The sequence below is a fragment of the Streptomyces sp. JH002 genome (assembly GCF_050916115.1).
Lineage (GTDB): Bacteria > Actinomycetota > Actinomycetes > Streptomycetales > Streptomycetaceae > Streptomyces > Streptomyces xiamenensis.
Genome location: NZ_CP087989.1, coordinates 1705591 through 1725427 on the forward strand (window position 1 = coordinate 1705591; position 19837 = coordinate 1725427).

The 19837-nt window shown below is 69.9% G+C and carries 20 protein-coding genes; 1 reads left to right on the plus strand and 19 read right to left on the minus strand.

The features are described 5' to 3' along the window. The first annotated feature begins 12 nt into the window (after positions 1–12). Positions 13–1287: a glycoside hydrolase family 18 protein gene (locus tag H7827_RS07285; RefSeq protein WP_432743575.1), complete on the plus strand. Its 1275-nt coding sequence runs from the start codon at positions 13–15 to the stop codon at positions 1285–1287. Positions 1288–1359: 72 nt separating this feature from the next. Here the strand turns inward: H7827_RS07285 and H7827_RS07290 are convergent, their stop codons facing one another. The 19 genes from H7827_RS07290 to thrB all read right to left on the minus strand — a co-directional run bounded on the left by H7827_RS07290 (position 1360) and on the right by thrB (position 19636). Next, complete coding sequence (locus H7827_RS07290; protein WP_030733591.1) at positions 1360–1806, minus strand: DUF2550 domain-containing protein; 447 nt, start codon at positions 1804–1806, stop codon at positions 1360–1362. A gap of 42 nt (positions 1807–1848) precedes the next feature. Further along, positions 1849–2232: a F0F1 ATP synthase subunit epsilon gene (locus H7827_RS07295; RefSeq protein ID WP_386533265.1), complete on the minus strand. Its 384-nt coding sequence runs from the start codon at positions 2230–2232 to the stop codon at positions 1849–1851. Positions 2233–2328: 96 nt separating this feature from the next. Continuing rightward, positions 2329–3783, minus strand: a complete 1455-nt coding sequence (gene atpD, locus H7827_RS07300; protein WP_432743578.1) for a F0F1 ATP synthase subunit beta — start codon at positions 3781–3783, stop codon at positions 2329–2331. 2 nt (positions 3784–3785) lie between these two features. Beyond that, on the minus strand, positions 3786–4715 hold the full coding sequence (locus H7827_RS07305) for a F0F1 ATP synthase subunit gamma (RefSeq protein ID WP_030733587.1): 930 nt from the start codon (positions 4713–4715) through the stop codon (positions 3786–3788). A 2-nt stretch (positions 4716–4717) separates the two neighbouring features. Beyond that, a complete protein-coding gene (atpA, locus tag H7827_RS07310; protein WP_386533258.1) occupies positions 4718–6289 on the minus strand; it encodes a F0F1 ATP synthase subunit alpha in 1572 nt (523 codons plus the stop codon). Between the two features lie 119 nt (positions 6290–6408). Further along, positions 6409–7227: a F0F1 ATP synthase subunit delta gene (locus H7827_RS07315; RefSeq protein ID WP_432743580.1), complete on the minus strand. Its 819-nt coding sequence runs from the start codon at positions 7225–7227 to the stop codon at positions 6409–6411. Continuing rightward, entirely contained in the window at positions 7224–7787 is a 564-nt protein-coding gene (locus tag H7827_RS07320) for a F0F1 ATP synthase subunit B (protein ID WP_386533252.1), read from the minus strand. The genes H7827_RS07315 and H7827_RS07320 overlap by 4 nt, the downstream gene beginning before the upstream one ends. 40 nt (positions 7788–7827) lie before the next feature. Next, the gene (gene atpE, locus H7827_RS07325) at positions 7828–8064 is read right to left on the minus strand and encodes an ATP synthase F0 subunit C (protein ID WP_019435880.1); all 237 of its coding nucleotides are present in this window, start codon (positions 8062–8064) and stop codon (positions 7828–7830) included. 83 nt (positions 8065–8147) lie between these two features. Next, positions 8148–8954 carry a F0F1 ATP synthase subunit A gene (gene atpB / locus H7827_RS07330; protein WP_390121390.1) on the minus strand — a complete coding sequence of 269 codons (807 nt, stop codon included), beginning with the start codon at positions 8952–8954 and terminating at the stop codon, positions 8148–8150. A gap of 276 nt (positions 8955–9230) precedes the next feature. Then, positions 9231–9605 (minus strand): hypothetical protein, encoded by a 375-nt coding sequence (locus H7827_RS07335; RefSeq protein WP_386533248.1) that lies wholly within the window; start codon positions 9603–9605, stop codon positions 9231–9233. Positions 9606–9858: 253 nt separating this feature from the next. Next, positions 9859–11211 carry an MraY family glycosyltransferase gene (locus H7827_RS07340; RefSeq protein ID WP_432743583.1) on the minus strand — a complete coding sequence of 451 codons (1353 nt, stop codon included), beginning with the start codon at positions 11209–11211 and terminating at the stop codon, positions 9859–9861. Between the two features lie 81 nt (positions 11212–11292). Then, a complete protein-coding gene (locus H7827_RS07345; protein ID WP_386533245.1) occupies positions 11293–11958 on the minus strand; it encodes a protein-tyrosine-phosphatase in 666 nt (221 codons plus the stop codon). After that, entirely contained in the window at positions 11955–12602 is a 648-nt protein-coding gene (locus tag H7827_RS07350) for an L-threonylcarbamoyladenylate synthase (RefSeq protein WP_030733576.1), read from the minus strand. Before H7827_RS07350 ends, H7827_RS07345 begins: the two co-directional genes overlap by 4 nt. A gap of 19 nt (positions 12603–12621) precedes the next feature. Continuing rightward, complete coding sequence (prmC, locus tag H7827_RS07355; RefSeq protein WP_046725812.1) at positions 12622–13515, minus strand: peptide chain release factor N(5)-glutamine methyltransferase; 894 nt, start codon at positions 13513–13515, stop codon at positions 12622–12624. A gap of 16 nt (positions 13516–13531) precedes the next feature. Next, a complete protein-coding gene (gene prfA, locus H7827_RS07360; protein WP_030733574.1) occupies positions 13532–14602 on the minus strand; it encodes a peptide chain release factor 1 in 1071 nt (356 codons plus the stop codon). Positions 14603–14720: 118 nt separating this feature from the next. Beyond that, entirely contained in the window at positions 14721–14945 is a 225-nt protein-coding gene (rpmE, locus tag H7827_RS07365; RefSeq protein WP_030733572.1) for a 50S ribosomal protein L31, read from the minus strand. Positions 14946–15066: 121 nt separating this feature from the next. Beyond that, positions 15067–16188, minus strand: coding sequence for an LCP family protein (locus tag H7827_RS07370; protein ID WP_432743587.1), 1122 nt, complete (start codon positions 16186–16188; stop codon positions 15067–15069). 82 nt (positions 16189–16270) lie between these two features. After that, entirely contained in the window at positions 16271–18292 is a 2022-nt protein-coding gene (rho, locus tag H7827_RS07375; protein WP_386533238.1) for a transcription termination factor Rho, read from the minus strand. Between the two features lie 408 nt (positions 18293–18700). After that, the gene (thrB, locus tag H7827_RS07380) at positions 18701–19636 is read right to left on the minus strand and encodes a homoserine kinase (protein WP_030733568.1); all 936 of its coding nucleotides are present in this window, start codon (positions 19634–19636) and stop codon (positions 18701–18703) included. Positions 19637–19837: the final 201 nt, after the last annotated feature.

The window sequence follows — 19837 nt, forward strand, 5'->3', positions numbered from 1 at the left end:
AAGGAGCGACCCGTGAGCAAGGGGCTACACCGCACCCTGAGCAGCACCAAGCGCAAGGTCGTCGCCATCACGGCGGCACTCACCCTCCCCCTGGGAGGCATGCTGGCCTTCGCCTCTACCTCCCAGGCGGAGGAGGAGAAGACCCCCACCCCCGTCGCCGCCACCACCGCGGCCGGTGACGTCAAGCTCGGCTACTTCGCCGAGTGGGGCGTCTACAACCGCAACTACCACGTCAAGAACATCGTGGACTCCGGCTCGGCCGACAAGATCACCCACATCAACTACGCCTTCGGCAACGTGCAGAACGGCGAATGTACGATCGGCGACTCCTACGCCGCCTACGACCGCGCCTACAGCGCCGCCGAGTCCGTCTCCGGCGAGGCGGACACCTGGGAGACCGGCGCGCTGCGCGGCAACTTCAACCAGCTGCGCCAGCTCAAGGAGATCAACCCGGATCTCAAGGTCCTGTGGTCCTTCGGCGGCTGGACCTGGTCCAAGGGCTTCGGCGAGGCCATGCAGAACCCCGAGCGGTTCGCCCAGTCCTGCTACAACCTGGTCAACGACCCCCGCTGGGAAGGTGTCTTCGACGGCATCGACCTGGACTGGGAGTACCCCAACGCCTGCGGTGACAGCTGCGACACCAGCGGCCCGACCGCCTTCGGCGACATGATGCGGACCTTCCGCGGAGTCTTCGGCGACCAGCTGGTCACCGCCGCCATCACCGCGGACGCCTCCGACGGCGGCAAGATCGACGCCGCCGACTACGCCACCGGCGCCGAGTACGCCGACTACCTGGCCGTCATGACCTACGACTTCTTCGGCGCCTGGGAGGCGAGCGGACCCACCGCCCCGCACTCCCCGCTGGAGAGCTACGACGGCATCCCGCAGGACGGCTTCAACAGCGCGGCCGCCATCACCAAGCTCAAGGCGGAGGGCGTGCCCAGCGAGAAACTGCTGCTGGGCATCGGCTTCTACGGCCGCGGCTGGACCGGCGTGAGCCAGGCCGCGCCCGGCGGCACCGCCACCGGCGCCGCACCCGGCACCTACGAGGCCGGCATCGAGGACTACAAGGTGCTCGCCGCCAACTGCCCCGCCACCGGTACGATCGCCGGCACCGCGTACGCGCACTGCGGCAGCCAGTGGTGGAGCTACGACACCCCGCAGACCGTCATCGACAAGATGGGCTGGGCCAAGGACCAGGGCCTGGGCGGCGCGTTCTTCTGGGAGTTCTCCGGTGACTCCGCGGACGGCGCGCTGGTCGACGCCATCCACACCGGCCTGAACTGACCCACCGGCACGACGGGCGCACAAAGCGGCCGGGGGAACGGATCTCCGTTCCCCCGGCCGCTCATTCCGTTTCTAGGCCACGTTCACCCGCTGGCCGGGCGGTGCCGCCTCCAGCCAGGCGAGGAAGCCGGTCAGCGCGTCCTCGCTCATCGCCAGCTCGACATCGTCCCCGTCGTGCCGGCAGGAGAGCACCACGGCGCCGGACAGCAGCGCCAGCTCTTCCTCGCCCTGCGGCTCGCGCCGCTCCCGCACCTGGATGCGGTCGCGCTGCAGAGCACGACGGGGCCGCACCGCGTACGAGAAGACCCGGAACCACTCGACCCGGTCTCCGTTGTAGCGTGCGACCCCATAAATCCAGCCCTTGCCCAGGGACTGGCCCGGTTTCGGCGCCCGGAAGCGCGCCGAACAGTCGAAGGTGCCGCCCAGCCGCTGAATCAGCCGCCTGCGCACCCCGAAACCGAGCAGTCCCAGCACAACCAGCGCCAGCACGGCGCCGACCACAACCAACGCGAGGACCATCTCAACCGACCTCCTCGCCCCGTTGTGTGTCCGTCGTGCGGATCAGCGCCCCGCCGCGACGGCGCGCAACCGGACATCCGCGCGCCGTTCGGCGGCGGCGTCCGCGTCCGCCTTGGCCTGCTCCAGGGAACGCTCCGCACGCTCGACGTCGATCTCGTCCGCAAGCTCGGCGATCTCCGCGAGCAGCGACAGCTTACCGTCGGTGTACGACAGGAATCCGCCGTGCACCGCCGCGACGACCGTGCCGGTCCCGCTCTCACCCGTGGTACGGATGGTCACCGGGCCCGTTTGCAGCACACTGAGCACCGGCTGATGCCCGGGCATGATCCCGATGTCACCCGAAGTGGTGCGCGCGACGACCAGGCTGGCCTCGCCCGACCAGACCTTGCGGTCCGCGGCGACCAACTCGACGTGCAGCTCAGCCACGATGGCTCCTCATCCCCTGGATATGTGAAGAATAGATGGCCGGTGCACCGGAGGCGGGGGCACCCCCCGCCTCCGTGCGCACCACGGGCGTACCAATCAGGAGACGCCCAGCTCCTTGGCCTTCGCCTTCAGGTCGTCCAGCCCACCGCACATGAAGAACGCCTGCTCGGGGAAGTGGTCGTAGTCACCGTCGGCGATGCCGTTGAACGCGGCGATCGACTCGTCCAGCGAGACGTCCGACCCGTCCATGCCGGTGAACTGCTTCGCCGCGTGGGTGTTCTGCGACAGGAAGCGCTCGATCCGCCGCGCGCGGCTGACGGTGAGCTTGTCCTCCTCGCCCAGCTCGTCCATACCGAGAATGGCGATGATGTCCTGGAGGTCCTTGTACTTCTGGAGGATCCCCTTGACCCGCATGGCGGTGTCGTAGTGGTCCTGCGAGATGTAGCGCGGGTCCAGAATCCGGGACGTCGAGTCCAGCGGGTCCACCGCCGGGTAGATGCCCTTCTCGGAAATGGGCCGGGACAGCACCGTGGTGGCGTCCAGGTGGGCGAAGGTGGTGGCCGGCGCTGGGTCCGTCAGGTCGTCCGCGGGCACGTAGATCGCCTGCATCGAGGTGATGGAGTGACCACGGGTCGAGGTGATGCGCTCCTGGAGCACACCCATCTCGTCCGCCAGGTTCGGCTGGTAACCCACGGCCGACGGCATCCGGCCCAGCAGGGTGGACACCTCGGAACCGGCCTGGGTGAAGCGGAAGATGTTGTCGATGAAGAACAGCACGTCCTGCTTCTGCACATCGCGGAAGTACTCCGCCATGGTCAGACCGGCCAGCGCGACCCGCAGCCGGGTCCCCGGCGGCTCGTCCATCTGACCGAAGACCAGCGCGGTCTGCGGCAGCACGCCCGAGTCGGCCATTTCCTCGATGAGGTCGTTGCCCTCACGGGTACGCTCACCGACACCGGCGAACACGGAAACGCCCTCGTGCAGCTTCGCCACACGCATGATCATTTCCTGGATCAGCACGGTCTTGCCGACACCGGCACCACCGAACAGACCGATCTTGCCGCCCTTGACGTACGGGGTCAGCAGGTCGACGACCTTCAGGCCCGTCTCGAACATCTCGGTCTTCGACTCGAGCTGGTCGAACGCCGGCGCCTTGCGGTGGATCTCCCACCGGTCGGTGACCTCGGCCTCGGCCTCGGGCTCGTTCAGGATGTGGCCCAGGGTGTTGAACACCCGGCCCTTGGTGACCTCACCGACGGGCACGGTGATGCCCTTGCCGGTGTTGGTCACCGGGGACTGGCGGACCAGACCGTCGGCCGGGCCGAGCGCGATGGTGCGCACCATGCCCTCACCGAGGTGCTGGGCGACCTCGAGGGTGAGGGTGTTGGTGGTGCCCTTGATCGCGGGGTCGTCGACCTCGACGGTCAGCGCGTTGTAGATGTCGGGAATCGCGTCGACGGGGAACTCCACGTCGACGACCGGGCCGATGACCCGTGCGACCCGTCCCGTGGCGGTGCCCTGCTGGGGGGCCGCCTCAGCAGCAGTAGTCATGATTATCGGTCACTTCCCGCGGTCGCGTCGGCCAAGGCGCTCGCGCCACCGACGATCTCGGTGATTTCCTGGGTGATTTCGGCCTGACGGGCCGCGTTGGCAAGCCGCGACAGCGACTTGATGAGCTCCTCCGCGTTGTCGGTCGCTGACTTCATCGCCCGCCGGGTCGCCGCGTGCTTGGACGCGGCGGCCTGGAGGAGGGCGTTGTAGATACGGCTCTCGACGTACCGCGGGAGAAGGGCGTCAAGCACCTTCTCGGCCGTGGGCTCGAAGTCGTACAGGGCGTGCGCCTGCGCGCCCTTGGCGAAGACCGCCGCGGACTCCTCCGCGGACTTCTCGAAGGTCAGCGGAAGCATCCGCCGCTCCACGGGGGTCTGCGTCATCATCGACACGAACTCGGTGAAGACGATGTGCAGCTCGTCGACCCCACCCTTGTCGGTGTCCCGCTCGATGGCCTCGATGAGCGGCTCCGCGATCATCTTGGCGTCGGCGTACGTCGGGCTGTCGGTGAAGCCGGTCCAGGAGTCGGTGATGGCCCGCTCCCGGAATCCGTAGTACGCCACACCCTTGCGGCCGACGATGTACGTGTCGACCTCCTTGCCCTCACTCACCAGTTCGCTGGTCAGATGCTCCCCGGCCTTGATGGCGTTCGAGGAGTATCCGCCTGCCAGACCGCGGTCGCTGGTGATCAGCAGGACCGCGGCCCGTCGCGGGCGCTCCACCTCGGTCGTCAGCGGGTGCTTGACGTCCGAGCTGTGCGCCACGGCGGTGACCGCGTTGGTCAGCTCGTCGGCGTACGGCGCGGACGCCGCCACCTTGCGCTGCGCCTTGACGATGCGCGAGGCGGCGATCATCTCCATCGCCCGGGTGATCTTCTTGGTGGCGGTGACGGACTTGATCCGGCGCTTGAGGACACGAATCTGAGCGCCCATGATCAGCCCTCGCCCAGCAGCTTGCCGCCCGAGGTCTCGAACTGCTGCTTGAAGGTGGACACGGCGCCGGCGATGGCCTGGAGCGTGTCCTTGCTCATCTTGCCGCCCTCACGGATGGAGGTCAGCAGGTCCTTCTTCTCGCGGCCGAGCCAGTCCAGCAGCTCACGCTCGAAACGGCGGATGTCCTCCACCGGGATGTCGTCCATCAGACCGTTGGTGCCGGACCAGATGGAGACGACCTGGTGCTCGGTCGGGTACGGGTTGTACTGCTCCTGCTTGATCAGCTCGACCATGCGCTTGCCGCGCTCCAGGGAGGCCTTGGAGGCCGCGTCCAGGTCGGAACCGAAGGCGGCGAACGCCTCCAGCTCGCGGTACTGCGCGAGGTCCACCCGGAGCGAACCGGTGACCTGGCGGATCGCCTTGTGCTGCGCGGAGCCACCGACACGGGAGACGGAGATACCCACGTTCAGCGCCGGCCGCTGGCCCGCGTTGAACAGGTCGGACTCCAGGAAGCACTGGCCGTCGGTGATGGAGATGACGTTGGTCGGGATGAACGCCGACACGTCGTTCGCCTTGGTCTCCACGATCGGCAGGCCGGTCATGGAGCCGGAGCCCATCTCGTCGGACAGCTTGGCGCAGCGCTCCAGCAGCCGGGAGTGCAGGTAGAAGACGTCACCGGGGTACGCCTCGCGCCCCGGCGGGCGGCGCAGCAGCAGCGAGACGGCGCGGTAGGCGTCGGCCTGCTTCGACAGGTCGTCGAAGATGATCAGGACGTGCTTGCCCTCGTACATCCAGTGCTGGCCGATGGCCGAGCCGGTGTAGGGGGCGATGTACTTGAAGCCGGCCGGGTCGGACGCGGGAGCGGCGACGATCGTCGTGTACTCCAGCGCGCCGGCCTCCTCCAGGGCGCCGCGCACGGACGCGATGGTGGAGCCCTTCTGGCCGATGGCGACGTAGATGCAGCGGACCTGCTTCTTCGGGTCGCCCGAGCGCCAGTTGTCGCGCTGGTTGATGATCGTGTCGACCGCGAGGGCGGTCTTGCCGGTCTGCCGGTCGCCGATGATCAGCTGACGCTGGCCGCGGCCGATCGGAGTCATGGTGTCGACGGCCTTGTAGCCGGTCTCCATGGGCTCGTGCACCGACTTGCGCTGCATGACGTCGGGCGCCCGCAGTTCCAGGGCACGGCGGCCCGAGGTCTCGATCTCGCCGAGGCCGTCGATGGCGTTGCCCAGCGGGTCGACGACCCGGCCCAGGTAGCCCTCGCCGACGGCGACGGAGAGCACCTCACCGGTGCGGCGCACCGGCTGACCCTCCTCGATGCCACTGAACTCGCCGAGGACGACGGCGCCGATCTCCCGCTCCTCAAGGTTGAGGGCGAGGCCGAGGGTGCCGTCCTCGAACTCCAGCAGTTCGTTCGCCATGGCCGAGGGGAGGCCCTCGACCTTCGCGATGCCGTCACCGGCAACGCTGACCGTCCCGACCTCTTCCCGCGAGGCCGCGTCCGGGGTGTACGACTGGACGAAATCCTCCAGTGCGCTCCGGATCTCATCCGGCCGGATCGTGAGCTCCGCCATCTGGGTTCCCTGCTCTCCTTGTTGGGCCCGTAAGTTCGTGCGCTACGGCCCAACTCGGGCCGCTCGTCATGCTTCTTGAGTTGGTGGTGTGCCACGGGCGCGGGGCGCCCGCGGCGGAGTCAGCCGCCCAGCCGCCGGGTGACCTCGTCCAGACGGTCGGCGACGGTGCCCTGGATGGCCTCGTCCCCGATCCGGATCGAGATCCCGCCGAGGACCGCCGGGTCGACATCGAGGTTCAGCTGGACCTCGCGTCCGTACAGCTTCGCCAGGGCCCGGCCGAGCCGGTCCCGCTGGGCGTCGCTCAGCGGCACCGCCGAGGTGACGACCGCGACCGAACGGTTGCGGCGGGCGGCGGCGAGCGTGTACAGCGCCTCCAGCCCCTGGTCCAGGCTACGTCCCCGCGGATGTTCCACGAGGCGGATGATCAGCCGCTCGGTGACCTGGTCGGTCCGGCCGCCCAGCAGCCGGCGCACCAGCTCCTTCTTGGCCGTCAGGGACCGCTCGTCCTTCGTGCTGATCGCGGCGCGCAGCTCCGGGGAGCCGGACAGGATCCGGCTGAACCGGAAGAGCTCGTCCTCGACCGTGTCCAGGGTGCCCGCCCGGTCGGCCGCGATGAGGTCGGCGGAGTCCGCCAGCTCCTCGACCGCGTCCACCAGGTCCCGGGAGGCGGACCAGCGGGACCGCACCAGGCCGGACACCAGGTCGACGGTGGGGCCGCCGACCTGTCCGCTCAGCAGGCGGGTCACCAGGTCGGCCTTGCCCTCGCCCGGCTGGGCCGGGTCGGTGAGGACACGGCGCAGGGAGACCTCGCGGTTCAGCAGTACGGTGACGGCGGCCAGGTCTTCGGCCAGGGCGGCGGGATCGGTGGCCGTACTGTCGGTCAGTACGTTCAGCCGCTCCCGGCCGCCCTCCAGGGCCTCCCGGCTGGCGCCGATCACCGCGCGGCTCCGGCGGCGTCACCGGAGGGAGCCTCGGCGGCCTTGCCCTCCAGCTCCTCCAGGAAGCGGTCGATGGTACGGCTCTGCCGGGCGTTGTCCTCCAGCGCCTCGCCGACCAGCCGGCCGGCCAGCTCGGTCGCGAGCCGTCCGACATCTTGGCGCAGCAGCTCGGAGGCCTGCTTGCGGTCCGCCGCGATCTGGGCGTGACCCGCGGCGATGATCTCCTCGCGCTGGCGCTGGCCCTCCTCGCGCATCTCGGCGATGAGCGCGGCGCCCTGCTCCTTGGCCTCCTGGCGCAGCCGGGCGGCGTCGTGACGCGCCTCGGCCAGCTGCTCCTTGTAGCTCTCCAGCGTCTGGCGGGCCTCGGCCTGGGTGGCCTCGGCCTTCTCCATACCGCCTTCAATCGCCTCGCGACGCTCGTCCAGCACCTTGTTGATGGAGGGGAGGAGCTTCTTGTAGAAGGCGAAGAAGATGATGCCGAAGCAGAACAGTCCGATGAAGACCTCGGGCCACACCGGCAGCAAGGGGCTCTGGGGCCCCTCGGCAGCCATGTCGATCATGATTGTGGACCTCTCGTCGGTAAGGGCTTCGATGGGACGCTCAGCTGAGGGCGAACGCCAGCACGAAGCCCATCAGCGCCAGCGCCTCGATGACGGCGAAGCCCAGCAGCATGTTCTGCCGGATGAGGCCGGCGGCCTCGGGCTGGCGGGCGATCGCCTGGACACCGTTACCGAAGACGATACCGACGCCGACACCGGGGCCGATCGCCGCGATACCGAAGCCGATGGTGTTGATGTTGCCGTTGACGGCGGCGAGGGTGTCGAAAGCTGCGGACATGTCCGTTGGTTCCTTCTCTGTGGTGGGCCGGCGGAGGTGTGTCCACCGGTGTCATGCGGTCGGTCGTGAGGGTCTGTGTGCTCTCAGTGCGCTTCTTCGAGCGCCTGGGAGAGGTAGGTGGCGGTCAGCACGACGAACACGTAGGCCTGCAGGGCCTGGATGAACATCTCGAAGACCGTGAGGACCAGCGCCAGGGCGAACGACGTGATCGAGTAGAACGTGCCGACGACGGTGCCCAGCGTGTACCAGGTGCCGATGATGAACAGCAGCAGCAGCAGGTGGCCCGCGAACATGTTCGCGAAGAGCCGGACCGCCATCGTGAAGGGCCGCAGAAAGACGTTGGAGATGAACTCAATGGGCGTGAGGATCACGTAGATCCCCTTGGGCAGCCCACTGGGCACACACAGATTGCGCAGGCCGCCGACGAAACCGTTCGTCTTGAAGGTCACCGTCATGTAGGTGACCCACACCACGACGGCGAGACCGGCGGGGAACGCGATGGCCGAGGTCACCGGGAACTGCGCGAGCGGCACGACCGCCCACAGGTTCATGACCCAGACGAAGAAGAACAGCGAGACGAGCAGCGGGACGTACGGTTCGCCCTTCTTGCCCATGATCTCGCGGGCGACGCCCTTGCGGACGAAGTCGTACCCCGCCTCCGCCACCATCTGCAGCTTGCCGGGCACGACCTTCGGCCGGGCGAACGCCGCCCAGAAGAAGGAGAGGATCGCCACGGTGCCGAGCAGCGCGAGCAGCATGGCCTTGTTGAATTCGATCGGCCCGACGCTGAAGAGCGGATCGAAGATGAACGACCACACGGACGGAGCGGGGAAGCCGCATTCCTGGAAAAGGTGACAGTCGGTCTCGAAGGCGAGCACCTGGTCATTCATCACCGTGAGCTCCTTCGGCGTGACGCATGGATACGGCAACCTCGGTGTGTCGGCGTGACCGCAGGCCACAGGACGGCACTGGACTGGTGGGGACGGGAGAGAGACCGGTCCGGCGGGGTCCGCGCGGTCCGGCGGGATTCAGGGCGAAGTGCTCGGCTGTCCCGCACAGCCGGTACACCGCGATCCACTCAGCTCTCGGCGAGGGACGATAGCAGTCCACGATGACAGCCCGTATGCCGCCCCCGGTTTGACCGGACTGCCGTACGGCACCGGAGATCACATCGGACCGCCGGATGACGACGAGGAGGATTCCGGTACCACATAAAGGATCTTGAGATTCATGTGCGCGCGCACCTGCCCGGCCAGCCACACGGCCGTTCCGACCAGCACTCCCGCCGCGAAGGCCCGCCCGTGCAGGAAGGCCGCGTCCCGGAGCAGTATGAGCACCACGAACAGCACGCCCATCTGCGAGGTGTATATCACCATGGCGGCGCCGAAGAACAACTCGGGCCAGCGGTGGTTGACATAGCCCAGGGCCAGCAGCCCCAGAGCGAAGAAGGCGGCGGCGATGAAGACCCCCAGGGCGACGCTGTACGCGCCCTCCGCCCCTGAGAGAAAGGCTCCTGTCGCGGTGGCCAGTACTCCGGCCACGGCAGTGGGAACCGCGGCGCCTCGGAGTATCCGGGCGTCGTTGGACTGCATGGAAATGTTCTCCGGCGGGGGCTTCAGGGACTGTCGTCATTGACGAGTGAGCGAACGACCCGTCCCGGACACGGAGTGTTCGGGCCGAGTACTCGTGAACGCTATCACAAACTTTTTGATGAGGTCTTTACTCATTTCGTGTGTAGGGCCTCACACAAGTGGGTGAATCGGGCGCCCGTCACTTGACTGCGTCTGTGTGGGGTCAAAACCTGGTATCGATCTTGCGGCGCAGCGCGAAACGCTGCCGCTCGCCCACCGCGGTGGCCCCGTTCAGACCGTGCTCACGGGTCGCGGTGGCCACTGCGGAGCCCTCGCCGGCCGGTTCCGTGCCCGGCGCCTCAGGGCCCCCCACCGCGGCACCGGCGTCGCCCTCGCCGCCCCGGGGGGCCGGTGAGAGAGCACCCGCCGGCTCCGGACGCCGCCACCGCGCGGGCGGCTTGAGCGGGAACCGGGGCAGCAGCAGCACGATCAGCCCGAGCGCGCTCAGCCCCACCACACCCGGCACGATCCACGCGCCGACCCCCTGCACCGAGAACCCCACCACGCCGAAGGCGATCAGGCCCGACCAGAAGTACATGACCAGCACCGCGCGGCGGTGCGAGTGGCCGATCTCCAGCAGCCGGTGGTGCAGATGCCCCCGGTCGGCGGCGAACGGCGAATGCCCGTTCCAGGTGCGGCGCACGATCGCCAGCACCAGGTCCGCGAACGGCACCGCGATGATCGTCAACGGCAGCAGCAGCGGGATGTAGACCGGCACCATCTCGTGGACCGCGCCGCGCACCGAGCCGGTGAACAGCTTCATCGCGTCCGGGTCCACCTGGCCGGTGATGGAGACCGCGCCGGCCGCCAGGATCAGCCCCAGCAGCATCGACCCGGAGTCGCCCATGAAGATCCGCGCCGGATGGAGATTGTGCGGCAGGAACCCCAGGCACATGCCCATCAGCACCGCCGCGAACAGCGTGGCGGGCGCCGCCGCCTCGATCGCGTAGCCGTACCAGACCCGGTAGGCGTACAGGAAGAACGCCGCCGCCGCGATGCACACCATGCCCGCCGCGAGACCGTCCAGGCCGTCCACGAAGTTCACCGCGTTGATGGTCACCACCACCAGCGCCACGGTCAGCAGCGTGCCCTGCAACGGGGTCAGCGCCACCACCCCGACGCCCGGCACCGGCAGCCACAGGATCGTCAGCCCCTGCAGGACCATCACGCCGGCCGCGACCATCTGCACGCCCAGCTTGACCAGGGCGTCCACGCCCCACTTGTCGTCCAGCACCCCCAGCAGCCAGATCAGCGCCGCCGCGGACAGCAGCGCCCGCGGCTCGTCCGACAGCCGGAACACCTCGGAGGTGTTGGAGAGCTGGGAGGCCACCAGCAGCCCCGCGCACAGCCCGCCGAACATCGCGATGCCGCCGAGCCGCGGCGTCGGCTCCCGGTGCACGTCACGGGCGCGCACCTCGGGCATCGCCCCCGCCGCGATGGCGAACTTCCGTACCGGTCCGGTCAGCAGATACGTGACCGCAGCCGCGACACAGAGCGTCAGGAGATATTCACGCACAGGCTGCCCCAGAAGTCTCGCCGGTCCTCAGCGCCATACCTTCTCATGCCCGCTGACCTCCTCAGGCGCTCAGGGCACCCCCTACGGAGCCGGGACCCCGGTCAGCGCGGTGACCACCGGATCCAGCGCGGCCCGGATCTCCTCGCCGATGCTACGGAAGTACGGGATCGGGGCGCCATAAGGATCCTGCACCTCGTCCGCCTCCGCCGTCGGCGCCAGCAGCCAGCCGCGCAGCGCCGCCGCCGCGCTGGACAGCGCGCGCGCACGGTGCACCAGCGCCTCCGGCGAACCCCCGGCGGGCAGCGTGCTGACGTCGATCGCCCGCACCAGCCGGGTGAACTCCTTCAGCGTGAAGGTCCGCAGGCCCGCCGAGTGCCCCATGGCGATCACCTGCTGCCGGTGATCACGGGTGGCGGTCAGCACCAGATCGGCGTGGATGACGTGTTCGTCCAGCAGCTCGCGGCCGAAGAACCCCGCGGCGTCCGCCCCGTACTCGGACAGGACCTGCGCGGCGTGCTCCTCCATCGGGGCACCCTCGTGCCCCCACGTGCCCGCGCTCTCCACCACCAGGGCGTCGCCGAACCCGCCCAGGCGCTGGTCGAGCGCCTGCCGGGTGAGGCGTTCGGTGATCGGTGAGCGGCACACATTCCCCGTACTGACATGCAGTATCCGGAAGACCGGGCGGACCACGCCGGCCGGCTCGGTCGGCTCCGGCTGCCGTATGCCACTGTCCGCAAGCGCGGTCAATGGGAGATCTCCAGGTCGGGCACGACTTTGCGCAGTTCCTCCTCGCTCACCGCACCGGCGCGCAGCAGCCGGGGAACCGGCCGGGTGACATCGATGATCGACGAGGGCACGATGTCGGGCGTCGGGCCGCCGTCCAGATAGACCGCGACCGAGTCGCCCAGCATCTCCTGGGCGGCGTCGCAGTTCTGGGGCGCGGGGTGGCCGGTGAGATTGGCGGAGGAGACCGCCATCGGGCCGAAGTCCTTGAGCAGTTCGAGGGCGACCGGGTGCAGCGGCATCCGCACCGCCACGGTCCCGCGGGTCTCCCCCAGGTCCCAGGTGAGGGACGGCTGGTGGCGGGCCACGATGGTCAGCGCGCCCGGCCAGAAGGCGTCCACCAGCTCCCACGCCTGCTCGGAGAAGTCCGTGACCAGGCCGTGCAGCGTGTTCGGGGAGCCGACCAGCACCGGGGAGGGCACCCCGCGGCCACGGCCCTTGGCCTCCAGCAGATCGCCCACCGCGGTGGTGCTGAACGCGTCCGCGCCGATGCCGTACACCGTGTCCGTCGGCAGGACGACGAGATCGCCGCGCCGTACGGCGGACGCCGCCTCGCGCAGCCCGTGCTTGCGGTCGACCACGTCCGTGCAGTCGTATCGCCGTGCCATCAGTGAACGTCCTCCTCGGTCATCGATTGACCCTGCGGGCGGTGGCGAACCGCGGCCTGTTGTTGAGATCGGGATGGTCGGCGGCGTCCGCCCAGCCGCGGTCCTCGGTGAAGATCCACGGCACCTGACCGCCCTGGCTGTCGGCGTGCTCGATGACCACGATGCCGCCCGGCCGCAGCAGCCGGTGCGCGGTGCGCTCCAGGCCCCTGATGGTGTCCAGGCCGTCCTCGCCGGAGAACAGCGCCAGCTGCGGGTCGTGGTCGCGCGCCTCGGGCGCCACGTGCTCCCACTCGGTGAGCGGGATGTAGGGAGGGTTGGAGATCACCAGATCGACCTGCCCGCCGAGCTGCGGCAGGGCGCTCAGGGCGTCCCCCTGGTGCAGGACGACCCGGGACCCCTCGGCGTTGCGCCGCGCGTACTGCAGGGCCCGTTCGTCCAGCTCCACACCGTGCACCCGGGAGCGCGGCACCTCCTGCGCCAGCGCCAGCGCGATCGCGCCGGAACCGGTGCACAGATCGACGATCAGCGGCTCGGCGACATCCATGGCCCGTACCGCGTCTATCGCCCAGCCCACCACCGACTCGGTCTCCGGACGCGGCACGAACACCCCGGGCCCCACCTGGAGTTCCAGGTACCGGAAGAACGCCCGCCCGGTGATGTGCTGGAGCGGCTCGCGCGCCTCGCGGCGGGCGATCGCCTCCCAGTAGCGGGCGTCGAACTCGGCGTCCGCGACCAGGTGCAGCCGGGGACGCTCGGTACCGTGCACGTACGCCGCCAGTTCCTCGGCGTCGAAGCGTGGTGAGGGCACCCCGGCGTCCGCCAGCCGCTGGGTGGCGCGGGCCACCTCGGCGAGCAGCAGGGAACGGGGGTACGAGGAAGGCCCGGTGGCGGATGACCCGGATGATGACGTCACGTTCCCCACCCTACGATCACTGCGCCGCCGCGAGCTTGGCGGCGGAGTCGGCATCGACGCAGGCCTGGATGACGGCGTCGAGCTCGCCGTCCAGGACCTGGTCGAGGTTGTACGCCTTGAAGCCCACGCGGTGGTCGGAGATGCGGTTCTCGGGGAAGTTGTAGGTGCGTACCCGCTCGGAACGGTCCACGGTGCGCACCTGGCTGCGCCGGGCGTCCGAGGCCTCCTTGTCGGCCTCCTCCTGGGCGGCGGCCAGCAGCCTGGCGCGCAGGATGCGCAGCGCCTGGTCCTTGTTCTGCAGCTGGCTCTTCTCGTTCTGGCAGGAGACGACGATGCCGGTGGGCAGGTGCGTGATGCGCACCGCGGAGTCCGTGGTGTTGACGGACTGCCCGCCGGGCCCCGAGGAGCGGTAGACGTCGATCCGCAGCTCGTTGGGGTTGATCTCCACCTCGACGTCCTCGGCCTCGGGCAGCACCAGCACCCCGGCCGCCGAGGTGTGGATGCGGCCCTGGGACTCGGTGGCGGGCACCCGCTGCACGCGGTGCACCCCGCCCTCGTACTTCAGGCGGGCCCACACGCCGGTGCCGGGCTCGGCGTTGCCCTTGGTCTTGACGGCGACCGAGACGTCCTTGTAGCCGCCGAGGTCGGACTCGTTGGCGTCGATCAGCTCGGTCTTCCAGCCCAGGCGCTCGGCGTAGCGCAGATACATGCGCAGCAGATCGCCGGCGAACAGGGCCGACTCGTCGCCACCCTCACCCGCCTTGATCTCCAGGATGACGTCCTTGTCGTCGCTGGGGTCGCGGGGCACCAGCAGCAGCCGCAGCCGTTCGGTGACGGCCTCGCGGGCGGCGGTCAGCTCCTTGACCTCGGCGGCGAACTCGGGATCCTCCTGGGCGAGTTCCCGGGCGGTCTCGATGTCCTCGCCGTACTGCTTCCAGGAGTGGTACGCGGCGATGATCGGCGTCAGCTCGGCGTACCGCTTGCTCAGCTTGCGCGCGGTGGCCTGGTCGGCGTGCACCGCGGGGTCGGCGAGCCGCCGTTCGAGGTCGGCGTGCTCGCCGATCAGTTCCTCGACCGCCTCGAACATCGTGTACTCCTGGGAGAAGGATGGGACCGGGGGACAGCGGGTGGAGCGGGGACATGAAAGGCGCCGGTCCGGCCGCCTCCGCGAGGGGGTGTGACCGGGCCCGGCGCCAGGGGTGGGGCTACTTCTTCGCTGCCCCGGCGTTCTTGCCGAAGCGCGCCTCGAAGCGGGCCACACGGCCACCGGTGTCGAGGATCTTCTGCTTGCCGGTGTAGAACGGGTGGCACTCGGAGCAGACGTCGGCACGGATGTTGCCCTCGGTCATGGTGCTGCGGGTGGTGAAAGACGCCCCACAGGTACAGCTGACCTGGGTCTCGACGTACTCCGGGTGAATGTCGCGCTTCATGGTCTCTCCTTGCGTTCTGGAGGGCGCCGGGTCGGCACGCCCGATGCGTGCCGTGAACCGGAGCCAGCGGTTCAGTCTGCCAGCACTGTCCGCTCCGTCCAAAACGAGGGTGCCCAGACCGTTATTCCCCGCCCTCCGGCGCCCCCGGGGTGACCTCCGCGCCGGGCTGCTCCCGCTCCGCCGCGGAGCCCTCGCGGGCCGCCTCCGGCACCGGCTCGTCCCGCCTGAGCGCCTCCCACAGCCGCTCGCTCTGCGGCGACAGGGGCACCACCCGGTTGGGATCGTGCTCGTCGTGGGCGACCGGCAGCGTGATCATGTCCAGCTGGTCGGGCCCGATGTTCTTGAGGGTACGGGCCAGGCCGGTCAGCTCGGAGACGGAGGCCAGGGCGGAGTCGGTGGTGAGGGAGGAGGTGGCGGCGTCGGCCAGGTCGTACAGCTTCTTCGGGTTGCCGAACAGGCCGATGCTGCCCACCTGTTCGGCCAGGGCGCGGACAAAGGTGTGCTGGAGCCGGATGCGTCCCAGGTCGCTGCCGTCGCCGATGGCGTGCCGGGTGCGGACCAGGGCCAGGGCCTGCGCCCCGTCCAGGGTGTGGGTGCCGGCGGCGAGGTCGAGACGGCTGTCGGGGTCGCGCAGATCCTCGCGGGTGGTGATTTCGACGCCACCCAGGGTGTCGATGATCTTCTCGAAGCCCTTGAAGTCGATCTCGATGTAGTGGTCCATCCTGATGCCGGTCAGCGACTCGGTGGTCTTGACGGCGCAGGCGGGCCCGCCGATCTCGTACGCCTCGTTGTACATGGTGCGCGGGGCCTCGGGGGCGGCGGTGCCGTCGGCCCGGTCGCAGGCGGGGCGGGTGACCAGGGTGTCGCGGGGGATGGACACCAGGGTGGCGGCGTCGTGCTCCTCGTTGATGTGCACGATCATCGCGGTGTCGGCGCGGGCACCGTCCTCGGAGCCGTAGACGCCGTTCCCGCCCGCCCGGGAGTCCGAGCCCAGGACGAGGATGTCCAGGGAGCCGTGCGGGGCGTCCTCGGGCCGGTCCCCGCCCAGTGCGGAGTCGATGTCGAGGCCGGCGATGTTGCCGTCGAACTTCACGTACAGGGCGACCCCCGCCGCGGCGGTCACGGTGAGCGCCGCGGCGGTGGTGAGGGCGGCGACGCGCAGCCTGCGGCGCCCGCGGCGCGTACGTGCGGTCAGGGCCGACGCGCCGGGCGGCAGAGCGTCATCCGCGGAGTCATCCGCCATTGCCCCAGTTTCACCCGATACGGCGAGGGCCGCATCACCACAATGGGTGATGCGGCCCTTACACGGGGGATCCGGATCCGGGTCAGTCCTGACCGTTGGGGGTCGGGGTCGTCTTCTGGATCTGGAGCAGGAACTCGGCGTTGGACTTGGTCTGCTTCATCTTGTCCAGCAGCAGTTCCACGCCGGACTGGGAGTCCAGGGCGTGCAGCACCCGGCGCAGCTTCCACACGATGGCCAGCTCGTCGCTGCCCATCAGCAGGTCCTCCTTGCGGGTGCCGGACGCGTCCACGTCCACCGCCGGGAAGATCCGCTTGTCGGAGAGCCTGCGGTCGAGCTTGAGCTCCATGTTGCCGGTGCCCTTGAACTCCTCGAAGATCACCTCGTCCATCCGCGAGCCGGTCTCGACCAGCGCGGTGGCCAGGATGGTCAGCGAGCCGCCGTCCTCGATGTTGCGGGCCGCGCCGAAGAACTTCTTCGGCGGGTACAGCGCCGCGGAGTCGACACCACCGGACAGGATGCGGCCGGAGGCGGGCGCCGCCTGGTTGTAGGCACGGCCCAGACGGGTGATGTTGTCGAGCAGCACCACCACGTCGTGCCCCAGCTCCACCAGCCGCTTGGCGCGCTCGATGGCGAGCTCGGCGAGGGTGGTGTGGTCCTCGGCGGGGCGGTCGAAGGTCGAGGAGATGACCTCGCCCTTCACGGCCCGCTGCATGTCGGTGACCTCTTCGGGGCGCTCGTCGACGAGCACGACCATCAGATGGCACTCGGGGTTGTTCCGGGTGATGGCGTTGGCCACCGCCTGCATGATCGTGGTCTTGCCGGTGCGCGGCGGGGCCACGATCAGACCGCGCTGCCCCTTGCCGATGGGCGAGATCAGATCGATGATCCGGGTGATCAGCTGGTTGGGCTCGGTCTCCAGGCGCAGCCTGTCCTGCGGGTAGAGCGGGGTCAGCTTGTTGAACTCGGCGCGGGCGCGGCCGTGTTCGGCGGCCATGCCGTTGACGGAGTCCAGCCGCACCAGCGCGTTGAACTTCTCGCGCCGCTCGCCGTCCCGGGGCTGGCGGACCGCGCCGGTGACGTGGTCGCCCTTGCGCATGCCGTTCTTGCGGACCTGGGCGAGGGAGACGTACACGTCGTTGGGCCCGGGCAGGTAGCCGGAGGTGCGCACGAAGGCGTAGTTGTCGAGGATGTCGAGGATGCCCGCGACGGGGATCAGCACATCGTCGTCGGCGACCTGCGGCTCGTTGAAACCACCGGTCTCCTCGCGCCCGCCGCGCCGGCCGCGCCGGTCGCGGTAGCGGCCGCGGCGTCCGCGCCGCCCGTCGCCGAACTCGTCGTCGCCGCCACCGCGGTTGTCGCGGTCGCGGTCACGCCCGCCGTCGCCGCGCCCGCCGTCGCCACGGCCACCGCCGTCACGGTCACGGTCACGATCCCGGTCGCGGTCCCGGTTGCCCCGGCCGCCGCCCTGACCCTGGCTCTGGCCCTGCTGGTTCTGGTTCTGACCCTGCTGGCCCTGGCCGCCGCTGTTCTTGCCGCGGCGCTCGCGCTCCCGCTTGGCGGGGCGCTCACCGCCGGAGCTGTCGTCCTTGCCCGCGGTGTCGGCGTCCTTGGCGGGGGCGGTACGTCCGCTCTTGCCGCCGCCGTTGCCGCTGTCCGCGGTGGCGGCGGTGCCCTCGGCCTGGCCGGGGATGTCGATCTGCTGCTGCCGCTGTGCCTCGGCGGCCTCACCCGTACGCGCCCGCGAGGTGGTGCGGCGCTTGGGCTTGTCCGTGCCGTTCGTGTCGTCCGTGTCGGACGCGGCGGCCTGCTTGGCCTCCGCCGCGGGGGCGGAGGCGGGGGCGCCGCCGCCCGAGGGGGCGGCCTGCTTCTCCTTGATGACCTCGATCAGCTGGCTCTTGCGCATCCGCGCGGTGCCCCTGATCCCGAGGCCCGAGGCAACCTGCTGCAACTCGGCCAGCACCATGCCGTCGAGGCCGGTGCCGGAACGCCGGCGCCGGGGCGCGGCGGAGGCGGCGGGAGCGTCCGTGGCGGAGGCTGTGGCATCACCGGCGGTCTTGCCGGCGCTGTCGGCACTCACACCCATCAGATCGGTGGTGTCGCTCACGAAGGGTCCTTCCCTGGAGCGGGCGTCGGCCTGTCTGGCTCGGCGACCGGTTGTGCTGTCCGGCTGCGGTCCCCTTGGCGCGGGCCGGCCGGGCGGTGGTTCCGCCGATGCGACATGGCGGAAGGAATCAATGCAACGTGCGATGCGGGGGAATCACGGAGAAGAACGGGGAATCGCCGCGAAACGACGCCGCACCCATTCCGGAGCGGACTCGACATGCCCGGCAGGCTGCTCAGGCAGATGAGTGAAGGCTCCCGGAAGAATCGGATGGTCCCGTGGACGGGACCCCGGAATACCGTGCCCCTGGAGAAATCCATCGGGACGGTACGTGCAGACTTGAGATTAACACTACCGGATACTGCCTTCATTCCCCCACTCCCACTACGGAAATCCCCTGCCCGGCGTCCCTCACCGCTCGGGCCCGGCGGATCCGGCGAGCGGCAGCACACTGGCCCCCGACAGATCCAGGGCCAGCCGGTTCGCCGTCCAGCCCGCACCGGCCAGCCGCGCCGTCTTGTCCGCCGCCTCGTCCCCCACCAGGGCGAGTACGGTCGGCCCGGCGCCCGAGATCACCGCGGGTACGCCGTCGGCGCGCAACCGCTGCACCAACTCCATGCTCTCGCTCATGGCCGGCGCGCGGTACTCCTGGTGCAGCCGGTCCTCGGTGGCGGGCAGCAGCAGCTCGGGGCGCCGGGTCAGCGCCTCGACCAGCAGCGCGGCGCGCCCCGCGTTGAGCGCGGCGTCCGCGTGCGGCACCGTGCGCGGCAGCAGACCGCGCGCGGTGGCCGTCAGCAGCGGCTTCGACGGAACGAACACCACCGGCACCAGGTCCTTCGCCGGCTCCATGCGGATCGCCCGCACCGCGCCGGTGTCGCCCCAGGCCAGGGTGAAACCGCCCAGCAGGCAGGCGGCGACGTTGTCCGGGTGGCCCTCGATCTCGGTGGCCAGTTCCAGCAGCGCGGCGTCGTCCAGCCGGCTCTCACCGCCGGAGGTCACCGCCCGCGCCGCCATCAGACCGGCGCAGATCGCGGCCGAGGACGAGCCGAGGCCCCGGCCGTGCGGGATGCGGTTGGCGCACACCACCTCCAGGCCGCGCGGCTGGCCACCGAGCGCCTCGAACGCGGTGCGCAGCGAGCGGACCAGCAGATGCCGCTCGTCGCGGGGCAGTGTGTCGGCGCCCTCCCCGGCGATGTCGATGTGCAGCCCGGATTCCGCCACCCGGACGACCACGTCGTCGTACAGCCCCAGGGCCAGCCCGAGGGCGTCGAATCCGGGGCCGAGATTGGCGCTGGTCGCCGGGACCCTGACCCGGACGGCGGCGGCGCGGAAGGCGGGATGGGCCATCGCTCGATGACTCTCCTTGGTGAGATGTGCGGCATGCCCCGGAGGCCGACCTGTCTCGCGATCGCGCTGCACGGGGTTGAATACCAGCCTATCGAAGGAAGGTTCAGACGCGATACAGGGAGGAGGGGTGTCGCCCCCCGGGATGTACGGTGCGTGACGGCAACGGGCCGAAGCCGGGCGGAAGCCGGCCCCGGCCCGCGC